Here is a 16,036-nt window from a genome sequence, read left to right as displayed (position 1 = left end):
GGTGTCATTAGCTGACGTTGTGCCGTCTGCTTTCCCGGGGGCGGCGCAAAGCGCCTTGCCCGGGCTACTGATAGTGCGGGCTGTGGTTGGGTAGCCCGGGTAAGGCATCAGCCGCAACCCGGGAAGCGGGCTTAGCCAATCGTCATCAGGCTGGCGTTGCCGCCGGCCGCGGCGGTATTGACGCTGAGCGAACGTTCAATATAGAGGCGCTCAAGCAGCAGATTGCTCTCGCCGCGGGCGAAGCCCTGCACCGACACGATCGCGCCATCGCGCGCCGCCACCTGTTCGCACAGCTCCCGCAGCTGATCGGAATCGCCGTGGTAGATAACCGCATCGAAAGGCTCGGTCGTCAGGGTTTCCGCTTTGGCGAAGTGGATCCGCGCGCTGACCTCACGCGGCAGCTTTTTCGCCAGCTCGCGCTGCAGAGGGGCGTCCGGCCACAGCACTTCGCAGCCAACGGCGGTCGCGCCCGCCAGCTGGGTGAGCGCATCCTGCTCATTATCGGCCACGCACAGCACGCGGTCGCGCGGCATAAAGGTCAGGGTGTTGCGCTCGCCGGTTGGCCCCGGCAGCAGACGCTGGGTTCCGGCCTGCGCCTGCTCGCTGAACTGCTGGCACAAAGCCTGCAGCTCCGGGCGATCCGCCGCCCACTGCTGTAAAGCGACCAGCGGTTTTTCCAGCAGCGTCTTCAGCTGCGCGTCCAGCGGATACTCCGCGTCCTGGCGGGCGAGGGTAATCCCGACGGCGTTCTGCGGGCGGCTGGAGAGCAGTCGATACAGATACAGCGGGCCGCCGGCTTTTGGACCCGTACCCGACAGGCCCTCGCCGCCGAACGGCTGCACGCCGACCACGGCGCCGACCATATTACGGTTGACGTACAGGTTGCCGACGTTAGCGCTGCCGGTGACCTGAGCGATGGTTTCGTCAATACGGGTATGCACGCCGAGGGTCAGACCGTAGCCGGAGGCGTTAATCTGTTTGACCAGCCCGTCCAGCTCGTTGCGGTTATAGCGCACTACGTGCAGCACCGGGCCGAAGACCTCTTTTTTCAGCTCATCGAAGCTGTCGAGCTCAATCAGCGTCGGCGGAACGAAAGTACCGCTGGTCCACTCGCGGGAATCTTCGCCGGTTTCGCGCACCGCCTGGAAGACTTTGCGCCCTTTGGCGCGCAGCGTCTGGATGTGGCGCTCAATATTCTCTTTGGCTTCGGCGTCAATCACCGGCCCGATATCGGTGGTCAGACGGCCCGGATTGCCCATCCGGCACTCGGCCATCGCGCCGCGCAGCATGGTCAGCGTATGATCGGCGATATCATCCTGCAGGCAGAGTACGCGCAGGGCGGAGCAGCGCTGCCCCGCGCTGTCGAACGCCGAGGCGAGCACGTCGATCACCACCTGCTCGGTTAATGCTGAAGAGTCGACGATCATCGCGTTCATGCCGCCGGTTTCGGCGATCAGCGGCGTCGGACGACCCTGAGCATCCAGCCGGCTGGCGATATTGCGCTGCAGCAGGGTGGCGACTTCGGTTGAGCCGGTAAACATCACGCCGCGTACGCGCTCGTCTGAAGTCAGCGCGGCGCCGACGGTTTCTCCGCGGCCCGGCAGCAGCTGAATAACGCCCGGCGGTACGCCCGCTTCCAGCAGGATCGCCACGCCCTGAGCGGCGATGAGCGGCGTCTGCTCGGCCGGTTTTGCCAGCACGGTATTGCCTGCCGCCAGCGCGGCGGCAATTTGTCCGCTAAAGATCGCCAGCGGGAAGTTCCACGGGCTGATACAGACGACCGGGCCCAGCGGGCGATGGGTTTCATTGTCAAAATCGTTGCGCACCTGACCGGCGTAGTAGTGGAGGAAGTCCACCGCTTCGCGCACTTCGGCAATCGCGTTGCTGAAGGTTTTCCCCGCTTCGCGCACCAGGATGCCCATCAGGGTCGGCATCTGGCCTTCCATCAGCACCGCGGCGCGTTCGAGGATCGCCGCGCGCTCCTGCGGCGGGGTGGCGAACCAGATTGGCGCGTTGTTAACCGCGCTGGTCAGCGCCTGCTGAACTTCGTCCTCGCTGGCTTCGCGCACGTAGCCGACGATATCTTTTGGCTCCGCCGGGTTCACGACCGGCTGCATTTCGCCTTCGGCCACCGGGTGCTCCAGCATCGGCAGCGCCTGCCATTTATGCAGCGCGCTGTTTAATAACGAGGAGGAGAGGGAGGCCAGACGATGCTCGTTGGCGAGATCCAGACCGGCTGAATTGCTGCGGTCTTTGCCGTAAAGATCGCGCGGCAGCGGGATTTTCGGGTGCGGAAGACCCACCTGGCCCTCCTGCTGGGCCAGTTTTTCCACCGCGGCGACCGGGTCGGCAACCAGCTCATCCAGCGGCAGGGTGCTGTCGGCGATCCGGTTCACGAACGAGGTGTTGGCGCCGTTTTCCAGCAGACGACGCACAAGATACGCCAGCAGCGTTTCGTGGGTGCCGACCGGCGCGTAGATACGGCACGGGCGGTTGAGTTTGCCATCGGCGACTTTACCGGTCACCTGCTCGTACAGCGGCTCGCCCATGCCGTGCAGGCACTGGAATTCGTACTGTCCCGGGTAGTAGTTCTGTCCGGCCAGCTGATAAATTGCCGCCAGGGTGTGGGCGTTATGGGTCGCGAACTGCGGATAGATCAGGCTCGGCACCGCCAGCAGCTTTTTCGCACAGGCCAGATAGGAGACGTCGGTGTAGACCTTGCGGGTATAGACCGGATAGCCTTCGAGACCGTCCATCTGCGCGCGTTTGATTTCGCTGTCCCAGTAGGCGCCTTTGACCAGACGAATCATCAGGCGGCGACGGCTGCGGGTCGCGAGGTCGATCAGGTAGTCAATCACGAACGGGCAGCGTTTCTGATAGGCCTGGATCACAAAGCCAATCCCGTTCCAGCCCGCCAGCTCCGGTTCAAAGCAGAGTTTTTCCAGCAGATCGAGAGAGATCTCCAGGCGATCGGCCTCTTCGGCGTCAATGTTGATACCGATATCGTACTGGCGCGCCAGCAGGGTCAGCGATTTCAGGCGCGGGTAAAGCTCTTCCATCGCGCGGTCGTACTGGGCGCGGCTGTAGCGCGGGTGCAGCGCGGAGAGCTTAATCGAAATGCCCGGTCCTTCATAAATGCCCCGTCCGTTGGAGGCTTTGCCGATGGCGTGGATCGCCTGCTGGTAGGAGACCATATAGGCCTGAGCATCGTCGGCGGTCAGCGCCGCTTCGCCCAGCATATCGTAGGAGTAGCGGAAGCCTTTGTCTTCCAGCTTACGGGCGTTGGCCAGCGCTTCGGCGATGGTTTCGCCGGTGACGAACTGCTCGCCCATCAGGCGCATCGCCATATCGACGCCTTTACGAATCAGCGGTTCGCCGCTTTTGCCGATAATACGGTTCAGCGAGCGCGACAGGCTGGTTTCGTTGTGGGTGGAGACCAGCTTGCCGGTAAACAGCAGCCCCCAGGTGGCGGCGTTGACGAACAGCGACGGGCTGCGGCCGATATGCGACTGCCAGTTGCCGTTGCTGATTTTGTCGCGGATCAGGGCATCGCGGGTGGCTTTGTCGGGAATGCGCAGCAGCGCTTCTGCCAGGCACATCAGGGCCACGCCTTCCTGCGAGGAGAGCGAGAACTCCTGCAGCAGGCTCTGCACCATTCCGGCGCGGCCGCTGGCGGGTTTCTGATTGCGCAGCTTCTCCGCCAGCTGATAGGCGAGCTTGTGCGCCTGTTCGCCGAGAGTCTGCGGCAGGCGAGCCTGCTCCAGCAGCATCGGCACGGCGTCGGTTTCGGCCCAGCGCCAGGCGGCGGTGATCGACGCGCGGGAAACGGACTGCGGCAGGATCTGCTCGGCGAAATCGAGGAAGGGCTGATAAGGTTCGTCAGCCTGATGACCGGCCTCATCGCTTTCGTTCGCCGCGCCGGACAGCAGCGCCGGCAGCTCCGGCAGCGTCTCGTCGTTTTCCAGCTTTTCCAGATAGTTGAAAATGGCCTGTTTAATCAGCCAGTGCGGCGTGCGGTCAATACGGCTCGCCGCGGATTTAATGCGTTCACGCGTCGCGTCGTCAAGTTTTACACCCATGGTGGTGGTGCCCATGTCAGGAACTCCTGTAATAGAACGTCTTCGTGCCAAGATGAGGTTGCGTAGAAATATCTACCATGTTGCAACTTTGTGCAACCTTGTTAATTGAGAATTGTGTGGCAGGTAGAAAAACGCCGTGAATGTTAAAAATGATGATGAAAATAGCAGGTATTTATCCCCTGTCTAATAAGGTATTTCTATGCGTCACTTAACACTTTTGCGTGGTGCAACCGCTAAAAACGTGAGAGAGTGCAACCTATAACAAAATGAAGTTTGGTCCCGGAAGCATTTCGTGTAAATGCTGTGTTAAATCGTTTGTGAAAAAACAAAGCTTCCGTCAGGATACGGTCGCCCAATACAACCAATAGGCCATTGCCCCGTTCCGGTAGTGGATAAAACGACAAATTTGGATGCTGTCGACAAAAATTCTGGAGATTTTTACATGGCTATTAGCACACCCATGTTGGTGACTTTTATTGTTTATATTTTTGGCATGGTACTCATCGGCTTTATTGCCTGGCGCTCGACAAAGAACTTTGATGATTATATTCTCGGCGGCCGCAGCCTTGGCCCATTTGTCACCGCGCTCTCCGCCGGAGCCTCCGATATGAGCGGCTGGCTGCTGATGGGGCTACCGGGGGCGATATTTATTTCCGGTATTTCCGAAAGCTGGATTGCCATTGGCCTGACGTTAGGCGCATGGATTAACTGGAAGCTGGTGGCGGGGCGTTTGCGGGTCCATACCGAGGCGAATAATAACGCCCTGACGCTGCCGGATTATTTCACCGGCCGTTTTGAAGATAAAAGCCGCGTGCTGCGAATTATCTCGGCGCTGGTCATTTTGTTATTTTTCACCATCTATTGCGCTTCCGGTATTGTGGCCGGCGCGCGTCTGTTTGAAAGCACCTTTGGCATGAGCTACGAAACCGCGCTGTGGGCCGGGGCGGCGGCAACCATTATTTATACCTTTGTCGGCGGCTTCCTCGCGGTAAGCTGGACCGATACCGTTCAGGCCAGCCTGATGATATTCGCCCTGATCCTGACGCCGGTGATGGTGGTGATTTCCGTCGGCGGGTTTGGCGATTCCCTGGAAGTGATTAAGCAAAAGAGCATTGAGAACGTTGATATGCTCAAGGGCCTGAACTTCGTGGCGATTATTTCGCTGATGGGCTGGGGCCTGGGCTATTTTGGTCAGCCGCATATTCTGGCGCGCTTTATGGCGGCGGATTCGCATCACAGCATCGTTCACGCCCGTCGCATCAGCATGACCTGGATGATCCTCTGCCTGGCGGGTGCCTGTTCCGTCGGCTTCTTCGGTATTGCCTACTTCAATAACAACCCGGCCGTTGCCGGTGCGGTTAATCAGAACGCCGAACGCGTCTTTATCGAACTGGCGCAGATTCTGTTCAACCCGTGGATTGCCGGGATCCTGCTGTCGGCGATTCTGGCGGCGGTGATGTCCACCCTGAGCTGCCAGCTGCTGGTGTGCTCAAGCGCGATTACTGAAGATCTGTATAAAGCGTTTTTGCGTAAAAATGCCGGACAGAAAGAGCTGGTATGGATAGGACGCTTTATGGTGCTGCTCGTCGCGTTAATTGCGATCGCCCTGGCGGCCAACCCGGAAAACCGCGTGCTGGGTCTGGTGAGCTACGCATGGGCTGGCTTTGGCGCGGCGTTTGGCCCGGTGGTGCTGTTCTCGGTGATGTGGTCACGAATGACCCGTAACGGTGCGCTGGCCGGGATGATCATCGGCGCCTTAACGGTCATTATCTGGAAGCAGTTCGGCTGGCTGGGCCTGTATGAAATCATCCCAGGCTTTATCTTTGGTAGCCTGGGGATTGTGGTCTTCAGCCTGCTGGGTAAAGCGCCCTCCGCCGAGATGCAGCGACGCTTCGCCGAAGCGGACGCCCATTATCACTCCGCACCGCCGGTGCGCGCGACCGCCGAGTAAGCCTCTGCAACCCCATCAAGCCCGCGTAATGCGGGCTTTGTTATTTATGTCTCTTGCTAATGGCTTGAAAATACGCTGATATCTCAGCACAAATAACAATGAGGGTAGCAAAATGAGTTTCAAACAGGGTGCAGTGGCGCTGGTACTGGCAGGGATATTAAGCGGCTGCGTAGCGCCCGCCGCGAAGAGGGCTCCGGCGGCGGACGCTAACGCCTGCCCGGCGGATAACGCCATGGTGCAAACCACGCTTTATTTCGGCTTAAGCCGTCCGGCCGGGAAGGATATTACCGCGCAGGAGTGGCAGCAGTTCGTTGACCGCGACGTGACGCCGCGCTTTCGCGATGGCCTGACGGTCTTTGACGCGCGCGGGCAGTGGCTGGGCAATGACGGTACCGTGGCGCGCGAGCAGAGCAAAGCGCTGATGCTGATTCACGGCAAAGATGAGAAGAGCGAAGAGGGGATTGAGGCGCTGCGCACGACCTATAAATCACGCTTTGCTCAGGAGTCGGTGATGCGCGTTGACCAGCCGGTCTGCGTACATTTTTAATTTGAATCAGGTGATATTCCCGGGTTGCGGCTAACGCCTTACCCGGGCTACATAGCTACGCGGGCCTGTTACCCCGGGGTAACAGGCCAAACGCGCTTCGGTTACAGTACCAGCCCCGCAAAGCTGGCGGAGAGCAGGCTGACCAGCGTTGCGCCATACACCAGGCGCAGGCCAAAGCGGGAAACGATATTCCCCTGCTGCTCGTTCAGGCCTTTAATCGCCCCGGCGATAATGCCGATAGAGGCAAAGTTGGCGAAGGAAACCAGGAACACGGATAAAATTCCCAGCCCGCGCGGCGTCATGCTGGCGGCTATTTTTTGCAGCTCAATCATGGCGACAAATTCATTGGCCACCAGTTTCGTCGCCATAATACTCCCGGCGTTCAGCGCATCGCTAAGCGGAATGCCAATCAGCCACGCCAGGGGATAAAAGACGTAGCCGAGGATCTGCTGGAAGCTCAGGCCAAATATCGTGGCGAACAGGGCATTTATGGCGCTAATTAAGGCGATAAAACCAATCAGCATCGCCAGAATAATCATCGCGACTTTAAAACCGGCCAGAATATATTCACCGAGCATTTCAAAGAAGCTCTGGGATTCATGCAGTTTTTCAAGCTTGATCTCCTCCTCGCTGCCCGGACGCGTCGGGTTAATGATCGACAGCACAATAAAGGTGCTGAACATATTCAGGATCAGCGCGGCAACGACGTATTTCGCGTCGAGCATACTCATATAAGCGCCGACGATGGAGAGCGACACCGTCGACATCGCGGTGGCCGACATGGTGAACAGGCGGCGGGAAGAGAGATCGCCGAGCACGCCTTTATAGGCAATAAAGTTCTCTGATTGACCGAGAATCAGCGAACTGACCGCGTTGAAGGACTCCAGCTTACCCATACCGTTAACCTTTGACAGCAGGGTGCCAATCAGGCGAATAAAAATTGGCAGAATACGCCAGTGCTGAAGAATACCGATGAGCGCGGAGATAAAGACAATGGGGCACAGCACGCCAAGGAAAATAAACGCCAGCCCTTTTTCACTCATGCCGCCAAATACAAAGTTGGTGCCTTCGGCGGCAAAGCCGAGCAGTGATTCAAAGAAGGATGCGATATTTTTCACTAGCCACAGGCCGCTTTCGGCGTGGAGAAAAAAGAAAGCCAGGGCAACTTCAATAATAATTAACTGGATAATATAGCGAATGCGGATTTTTTTACGGTCGTAGCTGGCAAGCCAGGCAAGGGCGAGGATAACCACCAGCGCCAGCAGGAAGTGCAAGAATTGAGTCATGTCGTTTATTTCGCAGGTCAATAAGGCCGCCATTTAGCCACAGCTGGGCAGCCGGGTAAATATCTGGCGCAAAAAATCCCGTCCTCCTGCCCCGAGCGGCCTGGGCTGCGAGATAATCGCGCAAGTCATTATTTGTTCGCGACTGATTTACAAATCGTCATCATTCACTCCACATTTCACTTGTGTTTCTGATTATTGTAATGATAATCACTATCATAAATATTTACCTATCTTTGCATCAGTTGACTGCGGTTCACATTTAAGGGTGTTGGCATGTTTGTCCCATTTCTCATCATGTTACGTGAAGGCCTGGAAGCTGCGCTGATTGTCAGCCTGATTGCCAGCTATCTGAAACGCACCCAGCGCGGTAGCTGGATTGGCGTCATGTGGATTGGGGTGCTGCTTGCGGCGGCGCTGTGCCTGGGCCTCGGAATTTTTATCAACGAAACCACCGGCGAGTTTCCGCAGCGCGAGCAGGAGCTGTTCGAAGGCATCGTGGCGGTGGTGGCGGTGTGCATTCTGACCTGGATGGTGTTCTGGATGCGTAAGGTGTCGCGCAACGTCAAACAGCAGCTTGAGCAGGCGGTTGATAATGCCCTCCAGCGCGGAAATAACCACGGCTGGGCGCTGGTGATGATGGTCTTTTTCGCCGTTGCGCGTGAAGGCCTGGAATCGGTCTTTTTCCTGCTCGCCGCTTTCCAGCAGGATGTCGGAATCTGGCCGCCCATCGGCGCGATGCTCGGCCTGGCGACGGCCATCGTTTTAGGGTTCCTGATCTACTGGGGCGGCATCCGCATGAATCTCGCCGTCTTTTTCAAATGGACCAGCCTGTTTATTTTACTGGTGGCCGCAGGCCTCGCCGCGGGGGCTATCCGCGCCTTTCATGAGGCCGGACTGTGGAACCATTTCCAGGCGGTCGCCTTCGACCTGAGCAACGTCATTTCGACGCACACCCTATTCGGCACGCTGCTGGAAGGGATCTTCGGCTATCAGGAAACGCCGACCGTCAGCGAAGTGGCGGTCTACTTTATCTATTTGATCCCGGCGCTGGTGCTGTACGTCTCGCCGCCGGGTAAAAAAACCACCGCATCCCGGGCAGCGTAGTCGGGCATCGCGGATTGCAATAGTGACAACATACTTATCGAAAGGGATGGTCATGATGAATCATTTTCGTCGTAATGCGCTGCAGCTTACGCTTGCTGCGCTGTTCAGTTCGGCTTTTTACGCCCAGGCGGCCGATATTCCGCAGGTCAAAGTGACCGTCACCGACAAACAGTGCGAGCCGATGAACGTCACCGTGAAGGCGGGTAAAACCCAGTTCATCATTCAGAACCACAGCCAGAAAGCGCTGGAGTGGGAGATTCTGAAAGGGGTGATGGTGGTGGAAGAGCGGGAGAATATCGCCCCCGGCTTTACGCAAAAGCTGACGGCCAACCTGCAGCCGGGTGAATATGATATGACCTGCGGCCTGCTGACTAACCCGAAAGGCAAACTGACGGTGACCGGCGAGGCGACCAAAGATGCTGCCAAAGCCGATGCGCTGCTCAGCCTGGGTGAAGCCATTACCGCCTATAAAGCCTGGGTTAGCGCCGAGACCGCGGAGCTGGTTAGCGGCACGAAAGCCTTTACCGATGCGGTGAAAGCGGGCGATATCGAGAAGGCGAAAGCGCTGTACGCGCCGACGCGCCAGCACTATGAGCGTATCGAACCGATCGCCGAACTGTTCTCCGATCTCGATGGCAGCATTGACGCCCGCGAGGATGACTACGAGAAAAAAGCCGAAGATCCGAAATTCACCGGCTTCCACCGGCTGGAAAAAGCGCTGTTTGGCGATAACAGCGTCAAGGGAATGGATAACTATGCCGATCAATTGAACGCTGACGTTCTCGAGCTGCAAAAACGCATTAGCGAACTGGCGTTTCCGCCGTCAAAAGTGGTCGGCGGCGCGGCCGGTCTGATTGAAGAAGTGGCCGCCAGCAAAATCAGCGGCGAAGAAGATCGCTACAGCCATACCGACCTGTGGGATTTCCAGGCCAACATTGACGGCGCGCAGAAAATCGTCGACCTGCTGCGTCCGCAGCTGCAAAAAGAGAACAGCGCGCTGCTGGCGAAGGTGGATGCCAACTTCAAAAAGGTGGACGCCATTCTCAGCAAATACCGCACCAAAGATGGCTTTGAGACCTATGACAAGCTGACGGATGCCGATCGTAACGCGCTGAAAGGCCCGATCACCACGCTGGCGGAAGATTTGGCCCAGCTGCGCGGGATCCTGGGTCTGGACTAAGGCGATGGCTGAGCAAAAATATGATGTTAATCAACCGTCCCGGCGGCGGTTGTTAAAAGGGATCGGCGCGCTTGGCGGCGCGCTGGCGATATCCGGCGGCTGCCCGGTGGCGCACGCGGCAAAAGACAATAGCTCTCCGGGCACGGTGTCGCCGGATGCGCGTCAGGAAGCGCAGCCGTTTTATGGTCCACATCAGGCAGGAGTGCTGACTCCGCAGCAGGCGTCGATGATGATTGTCGCCTTTGATGTGCTGGCCAGCGATAAAGCGGATCTTGAGCGGCTGTTTCGCCTGCTGACCCGGCGTATCGCCTTTCTGACCAAAGGCGGTCCCGCGCCGGAGACGCCGAACCCGCGGCTGCCGCCGATGGACTCAGGCATTCTCGGGCCGTGGATCGCCCCGGATAATTTGACGATCACCGTCTCGGTGGGGCATTCGCTGTTTGACGAGCGTTTCGGCCTGGCTCATCAGGCGCCGAAGAGGCTGCAAAAGATGACGCGTTTTCCGAACGATTCGCTGGATGCGGCGCTGTGCCACGGCGATCTGCTGCTGCAAATTTGCGCCAACACCCAGGATACGGTGATTCACGCCCTGCGGGATGTGATTAAGCACACCCCGGATTTGCTCAGCGTGCGCTGGAAGCGGGAAGGGTTTATCTCCGACAGCGCCGCGCGCAGCAAGGGTAAAGAGACGCCGGTGAATCTGCTGGGCTTCAAAGACGGCACCGCGAATCCGGTGAGCACCGATAAGGCGCTAATGGATAAAGTGGTGTGGGTCACCGCCGACCAGGGAGAGCCAGCGTGGGCGACGGGCGGCAGCTATCAGGCGGCGAGGATTATTCAGTTCCACGTTGAGTTCTGGGATCGCACGCCGCTGAAAGAGCAGCAGACTATTTTTGGCCGCGATAAACTGAGCGGCGCGCCGCTTGGGATGCAGCACGAGCACGATGTCCCGGATTACAGCAAAGACCCTGACGGCGATACCATTGCGCTCGATAGCCATATTCGTCTGGCGAACCCGCGTACCCCGGAAACCGAATCCAGCCTGATGATGCGCCGGGGCTATAGCTATTCGCTGGGGGTGACCAATTCCGGTCAGCTGGACATGGGGCTGCTGTTTGTTTGCTACCAGCACGATCTGGAAAATGGCTTCCTGACGGTGCAAAAGCGCCTGAATGGAGAAGCGCTGGAGGAGTACGTGAAGCCCATTGGCGGCGGCTATTTCTTTGTTCTGCCGGGGGTTATCGACGATCGGCATTATCTCGGGCAATCGCTGCTCGAAGCCTGACGTACCTGCCCGCAAGGGCAGGGCGTTTTCTGCTGTTTTTCCATTCATTTTTTGTATTTCCTGCCTTGTTTCATTTTTCTGTAATCTTATAGTCGGAAACTCTCCTCAGCTGCGATGAGAATTATTTGTTGTCTGTGTGTGAAAAATAAGTTGCGCTTAGAATTATTTCTGATGTACTTATTACAGGCGCGGTAGTTCTCGGCAGTAGTCTCGTTTCATTATGGAGATCGCGAATGCCCGATTGCTGTAACGGAAAACGTCAAACCCCAGACCGTACTCATCAGCACGGGAGCCCAACTTCCGGCCGCGATTTTCACACCGCAAAATCCTCCTCCTCTATCAAAGAAAACCAGAACCCAGGCAAGGTTACCGGTGCGCGTAGCCGTGACCCTCTGCCAATTCGTCAGGCAAGCAATGGCTTACAAGGAAGCCAAACCTCAATCGTTAGTGCGCATAATCGCGTCGATCGTGGCGCGTGTGATGTAAACCAACAACGCAAGGTGCTATCCATGGGAAGACAAAAAGCAGTGACCAGAGCTCGTCGTGAGGCCAAACGTGTGCTGAGACAGGATTCGCGAAGCCATAAGCAGCGCGAAGAAGAATCGGTCACATCGCTTGTGCAAATGAGTGGCGTAGAAGCCATTGGCATGGCGCGGGATAGCCGCGACGCATCGCCAATCGAAGCGCGCAATGACGCTCAGGCGCATTATTTGAATGCCATCGACAATAAACAGCTGATCTTCGCCACGGGCGAGGCCGGGTGCGGTAAGACCTGGATTAGCGCGGCAAAAGCAGCTGAAGCCCTGATCCATAAGGATGTGGACAGAATTATTGTTACCCGTCCCGTTCTGCAGGCCGACGAAGATCTCGGCTTCTTACCGGGAGATATCGCCGAGAAGTTTGCTCCCTATTTCCGACCGGTCTATGACGTGCTGGTGAGAAGGCTAGGGGCTTCCTTTATGCAGTACTGCCTGCGTCCGGAAATCGGCAAGGTGGAAATCGCGCCGTTCGCCTATATGCGCGGACGTACATTTGAAAATGCGGTGGTGATTCTGGACGAGGCCCAGAACGTGACCGCTGCGCAAATGAAGATGTTTTTGACCCGCCTCGGGGAGAACGTGACGGTTATCGTCAACGGCGACATTACCCAGTGCGATTTACCTTCAGGCGTACGGTCGGGTCTGACCGATGCGCTGGCGCGTTTTGAAGAGGATGAGATGGTGGGTATTGTGCGCTTTACAACCGATGATTGCGTGCGCTCAACGCTTTGCCAGCGCGCGCTGAAAGCCTACTACTGAGTACTTCTGCGTCTGCAAAGCCCGGGTGACCGGGCTTTGTTTTTGCTGCACTACAGAAGAGCCTGCAGTGAGGGAGCGGCCATCGTGGCTTCAAAAGGAACGATCTCGACTTTCGCTACGCCCGATTGCTGAAATGGATCCTGGCTCAGCCAGTTTTGCAGCCCATCCATATCATCGCCTTTAGCCAGAATCACGCCGCCGGACCTGGGGATTTTACGCCCCGAAGCGAGAAATATTCCGTCAGCATAGCCTTGCTTAAGCCATTCCACGTGCGCAGCAAGCTGGGCGTCTACCTGATCAAGCGGTTTAACGTAAGTCAGAACAACAACGGCAATGGTGCTCATTTTCCTTCCTTAACATTTAAATGTAACGCTGCAGAAGCTTATCATTCACGTGAACAGCGCTTCAGGTTTTTTTAATCAACCGGCGCGGTGGGTGTCTGGACGAGCGCAGGATCGATTAAAATGTCCAGGTGATTGCCGCGGTCACGGAACCTTCATTGCGCCGTGAGACTATCGGGCTGTCAGCGGCGTGTTCTCCGAGCCAGGTATAGCCGGCGCTGAGCGTGGAACCCCAATGCTCGTCATATTGATGGCTCCAGGTCAGCGCGTTGTCGATGCCGTAAAATCCGCCGGGTGCGCGATAGGGGCGATAGCCGGAACGGGCGCTCTGCCGTTGATCAACCCCGTAAAAGGTATTGGCGTACCGGCCGTCGCCAAACAGCGCGGCGGACTGTAAGGCAACGATATCCTGCGAATTCTGGAGCAGCAGGAGGGTTGCGGAGGTCTGATAATGCACGCCCTGGGCGTCGGTAAGCGGAAGCGTAGCCTTACCTTCAACGGTGAGCCACGGCGTGACCGACCAGCCGACGGCGAAGGCGGTATTCATGGTGGCTTTAATATTACCCATCCCCTTCAGCGTATTCGCCCCATCGCGCCAGCCTGAGTTTTTTTCCGCTCGCCCGAGGTCATAACCGAGCGTGTGCTCGAAGTAGAGACCGCTGTCGTCAGCCAGGTCATAGCCTATGCCTTTTTGACTATCAATAAAGAAAGCGCCTTTCCGCCCCTGTAGTACGGGAACCACCTGCCAACTCTGCTTGTCAGAGCCGCTGTAACGAGGCGCGTATTTTCCGCCCACCCCGATAGTCAGCCCATCGGAAGGCGCGGCGGCTTCATCGGCACGCGCGCCGGGTGTTATCGCCATTAAAAACGGCACGACCATATACGGCGAAATTTTTCTGGCTATCATACTGTTCTCCACGTGGACGCGGGCGCCGTCGATAAGGACGCGCCGCAGAATGCCGGTGCAGTATGGTTTTGCTGAATCAATGAACGGTCGGGATAGTGTTAAGAAACGGTCAAGGTGAACAGATGTTGTCCAGAAGAGTGTTGATAATTGAAGATGACGCCGATGCGGCCGGGGTGCTTGAGGCCTATTTACGCCGGGAAAACTATGATGTGGCGGTCACCGTGGATGGCCTCGCCGGACTGGATATGGCGCAGCGCTGGAAACCCGATCTGATTCTGCTGGACGTGATGCTGCCCGGACTGAACGGGACCGAGGTGGTGGCCAGCCTGCGGCGGAAAAGCGATGTGCCGGTGATTATGGTTACCGCGATGGGGGATATGCCCGATCGTATTGGCGCGCTGCGCTATGGCGCCGACGATTATGTGGTGAAACCTTATCATCCTGGCGAGGTGGTGGCGCGAGTTCAGGCCGTGCTCCGGCGGAGCCGCAAAGCGGAGACGCAGGAAGACATTCTGCGCTGGCAGGGGCTGGAGGTGGACGTCGCTGCCATCGTCGCGACCGTCAGCAATCCGGGGGAACCTGCCCATGTTCTCGATCTTACCCCGACCGAGTTTTCGCTTCTGGCTACGCTGATGCGCGCCCCCGTCCGTCCCTTTTCGCGACAGTATCTGCTGGAGCGCTGCCTTCCTGAGAGCGAAGCGCTTGAGCGCGTGGTGGATACGCATATTTATAACCTACGTAAAAAACTGGAGGGGGCGGGAGTATCCGGGGTGTTAGTCAACGTTCGCGGCGTGGGCTACAGGTTCAGACAGCCATGATGAAAACCCGTCACTCCTCTCTCTGGCGCTGGATTTGCGGGCGCATTCTGGCGCTGGCCATCGGCAGCGTAATGGTTATCGCCACCTGTATGTGGCTGCGTTTCGCCGTGCAGAACTATTGGATCATGCACAAAATGCCGCCCTCTTTACGGGAGGAGTTCATTGCGCTCAGCCGCAATCCGGAGGCCAACCCGGCGCGTTTTCATCAGATTGTCGATACCTGGTGGGGATTGAGCTTTTCCACGCCCTCTATCGCCTCGGCGGACTGGGTGACCGTGGCGGTGCTGGTACTGGTCATGATCCCCTTCATTGTCGTCATGGGGCTCCGCTACGCCCGTCCGCTCTCGCTGCAGTTCAGCCGTCTTCGTGATGCGGCGAAGGACGTCACCGGGGGGCAATTTGGCCGCCAGGCGGAGCTGATTGAGGACGCGCCAGCGGAAATGATCCGCTTTGCTGCCGACTTTAACAAAATGACCGGCCAGCTGGCCCGCTATGATAAAGAACTCCGCGCCTCGCATGTTGCGATGGCGCATGAGCTTCGCTCCCCGCTGACGGCGGCGATTGGCCGTCTGCAGGGCATGCTGGATGGCGTTTTTGATACCCAGCCGCAGCAGTTGGAGATGGTGATGAAACAACTCCAGCATCTGAATCGATTGACCGATGAGCTGCATCTGCTTTCCCTGGCGGATGCCGGCAATTTGGTGCTCGATGAGCGGCCATTTTGTCTGGATGAGCTCCTTCAGGAGCGAGCCGCATGGTTAACGCCGCAGGCGGACGCGCAGAGCGTGACGATCGCCATTCAGCCATCGCCGTCCTGTCCCTTCCGCGGCGATGCTTTTCGCATGGGACAGGTATTTAGCGTACTGATGGAAAATGCCGTACGCTACGGGCGCAGGGGGGGACATCTGGCAATTACGCTGCGCCGCGGCGAGGGCGCTTACACCATTGATTTTGTCGATGATGGGCCCGGCGTGGCGAGGCATTTTTTACCGGAAATGTTTGAACGTTTTACCCGCGAGGAGGCGTCCCGCGCCAGACACTCCGGCGGCAGCGGCCTCGGATTATCCATTGCGCGCGCTATCTGCGTGGCGCACGGGGGGCGCATCAGCGCGTCGCTACCGGCGAGCGGCGGCCTGCAGATTCGCGTTGTTCTGCCGTACGCTCCCGCCGCAGAAGAAAACAGCCTGCCTTGATAATCCCTTGACACAACATCGAGCCATTCTCGATGAATGTGTCATGT

Annotated in this window: 12 protein-coding genes; 8 read left to right on the top strand and 4 right to left on the bottom strand. The window is 57.8% G+C overall.

Features of this window, described 5'->3' with window-relative positions; all coding sequences use genetic code 11:
* Positions 1 to 131: 131 nt before the first annotated feature.
* Positions 132 to 4,094, bottom strand: coding sequence for a trifunctional transcriptional regulator/proline dehydrogenase/L-glutamate gamma-semialdehyde dehydrogenase (putA, locus tag MKleb_RS16730; protein ID WP_217076013.1), 3,963 nt, complete (start codon positions 4,092 to 4,094; stop codon positions 132 to 134).
* Between the two features lie 427 nt (positions 4,095 to 4,521).
* Here putA and putP point away from each other — a divergent pair, with 427 nt between their 5' ends.
* Positions 4,522 to 6,030, top strand: coding sequence for a sodium/proline symporter PutP (gene putP / locus MKleb_RS16725; RefSeq protein ID WP_025106252.1), 1,509 nt, complete (start codon positions 4,522 to 4,524; stop codon positions 6,028 to 6,030).
* A 112-nt stretch (positions 6,031 to 6,142) separates the two neighbouring features.
* Positions 6,143 to 6,577: a DUF3574 domain-containing protein gene (locus MKleb_RS16720; RefSeq protein WP_025106253.1), complete on the top strand. Its 435-nt coding sequence runs from the start codon at positions 6,143 to 6,145 to the stop codon at positions 6,575 to 6,577.
* A gap of 101 nt (positions 6,578 to 6,678) precedes the next feature.
* On the opposite strand, the gene MKleb_RS16715 is transcribed toward MKleb_RS16720, so the two are convergent.
* Complete coding sequence (locus MKleb_RS16715) at positions 6,679 to 7,863, bottom strand: NupC/NupG family nucleoside CNT transporter (protein ID WP_014228804.1); 1,185 nt, start codon at positions 7,861 to 7,863, stop codon at positions 6,679 to 6,681.
* 273 nt (positions 7,864 to 8,136) lie between these two features.
* Between MKleb_RS16715 and efeU the strand changes: the two genes are divergently transcribed.
* From efeU to phoH, 4 genes are all read left to right on the top strand, one after another.
* Entirely contained in the window at positions 8,137 to 8,967 is an 831-nt protein-coding gene (gene efeU, locus MKleb_RS16710; RefSeq protein WP_009653546.1) for an iron uptake transporter permease EfeU, read from the top strand.
* Between the two features lie 52 nt (positions 8,968 to 9,019).
* Positions 9,020 to 10,147 (top strand): iron uptake system protein EfeO, encoded by a 1,128-nt coding sequence (gene efeO / locus MKleb_RS16705; RefSeq protein ID WP_025106254.1) that lies wholly within the window; start codon positions 9,020 to 9,022, stop codon positions 10,145 to 10,147.
* A 4-nt stretch (positions 10,148 to 10,151) separates the two neighbouring features.
* Positions 10,152 to 11,432: an iron uptake transporter deferrochelatase/peroxidase subunit gene (gene efeB, locus MKleb_RS16700; protein ID WP_025106255.1), complete on the top strand. Its 1,281-nt coding sequence runs from the start codon at positions 10,152 to 10,154 to the stop codon at positions 11,430 to 11,432.
* Between the two features lie 509 nt (positions 11,433 to 11,941).
* Positions 11,942 to 12,730: a phosphate starvation-inducible protein PhoH gene (gene phoH, locus MKleb_RS16695; protein ID WP_014228807.1), complete on the top strand. Its 789-nt coding sequence runs from the start codon at positions 11,942 to 11,944 to the stop codon at positions 12,728 to 12,730.
* Positions 12,731 to 12,780: 50 nt separating this feature from the next.
* Here the strand turns inward: phoH and MKleb_RS16690 are convergent, their stop codons facing one another.
* Together MKleb_RS16690 and MKleb_RS16685 are read right to left on the bottom strand one after the other, a co-directional pair.
* Positions 12,781 to 13,074 (bottom strand): YciI family protein, encoded by a 294-nt coding sequence (locus MKleb_RS16690; protein WP_014838068.1) that lies wholly within the window; start codon positions 13,072 to 13,074, stop codon positions 12,781 to 12,783.
* Between the two features lie 115 nt (positions 13,075 to 13,189).
* Positions 13,190 to 13,978: a MipA/OmpV family protein gene (locus tag MKleb_RS16685; protein ID WP_025106256.1), complete on the bottom strand. Its 789-nt coding sequence runs from the start codon at positions 13,976 to 13,978 to the stop codon at positions 13,190 to 13,192.
* Positions 13,979 to 14,100: 122 nt separating this feature from the next.
* Here MKleb_RS16685 and MKleb_RS16680 point away from each other — a divergent pair, with 122 nt between their 5' ends.
* Both MKleb_RS16680 and MKleb_RS16675 read left to right on the top strand, forming a co-directional pair.
* A complete protein-coding gene (locus MKleb_RS16680) occupies positions 14,101 to 14,796 on the top strand; it encodes a response regulator (protein WP_217076011.1) in 696 nt (231 codons plus the stop codon).
* Positions 14,793 to 15,989, top strand: coding sequence for a sensor histidine kinase (locus MKleb_RS16675; RefSeq protein ID WP_217076010.1), 1,197 nt, complete (start codon positions 14,793 to 14,795; stop codon positions 15,987 to 15,989). The genes MKleb_RS16680 and MKleb_RS16675 overlap by 4 nt, the downstream gene beginning before the upstream one ends.
* Positions 15,990 to 16,036: the final 47 nt, after the last annotated feature.

Source organism: Klebsiella sp. PL-2018 (assembly GCF_019048985.1).
GTDB classification, from domain to species: Bacteria; Pseudomonadota; Gammaproteobacteria; order Enterobacterales; family Enterobacteriaceae; genus Klebsiella; species Klebsiella michiganensis.
Note: the sequence above shows the minus strand (reverse complement) of the source record. Positions and strands in the feature narration are given on the sequence as shown.

Coding starts and splice junctions, on each gene's coding strand:
- putA (WP_217076013.1), bottom strand. CDS start 4,094: ATGGGCACCACCACCATGGGTGTAAAACTTGACGACGCGACGCGTGAA.
- putP (WP_025106252.1), top strand. CDS start 4,522: ATGGCTATTAGCACACCCATGTTGGTGACTTTTATTGTTTATATTTTT.
- MKleb_RS16720 (WP_025106253.1), top strand. CDS start 6,143: ATGAGTTTCAAACAGGGTGCAGTGGCGCTGGTACTGGCAGGGATATTA.
- MKleb_RS16715 (WP_014228804.1), bottom strand. CDS start 7,863: ATGACTCAATTCTTGCACTTCCTGCTGGCGCTGGTGGTTATCCTCGCC.
- efeU (WP_009653546.1), top strand. CDS start 8,137: ATGTTTGTCCCATTTCTCATCATGTTACGTGAAGGCCTGGAAGCTGCG.
- efeO (WP_025106254.1), top strand. CDS start 9,020: ATGATGAATCATTTTCGTCGTAATGCGCTGCAGCTTACGCTTGCTGCG.
- efeB (WP_025106255.1), top strand. CDS start 10,152: ATGGCTGAGCAAAAATATGATGTTAATCAACCGTCCCGGCGGCGGTTG.
- phoH (WP_014228807.1), top strand. CDS start 11,942: ATGGGAAGACAAAAAGCAGTGACCAGAGCTCGTCGTGAGGCCAAACGT.
- MKleb_RS16690 (WP_014838068.1), bottom strand. CDS start 13,074: ATGAGCACCATTGCCGTTGTTGTTCTGACTTACGTTAAACCGCTTGAT.
- MKleb_RS16685 (WP_025106256.1), bottom strand. CDS start 13,978: ATGATAGCCAGAAAAATTTCGCCGTATATGGTCGTGCCGTTTTTAATG.
- MKleb_RS16680 (WP_217076011.1), top strand. CDS start 14,101: ATGTTGTCCAGAAGAGTGTTGATAATTGAAGATGACGCCGATGCGGCC.
- MKleb_RS16675 (WP_217076010.1), top strand. CDS start 14,793: ATGATGAAAACCCGTCACTCCTCTCTCTGGCGCTGGATTTGCGGGCGC.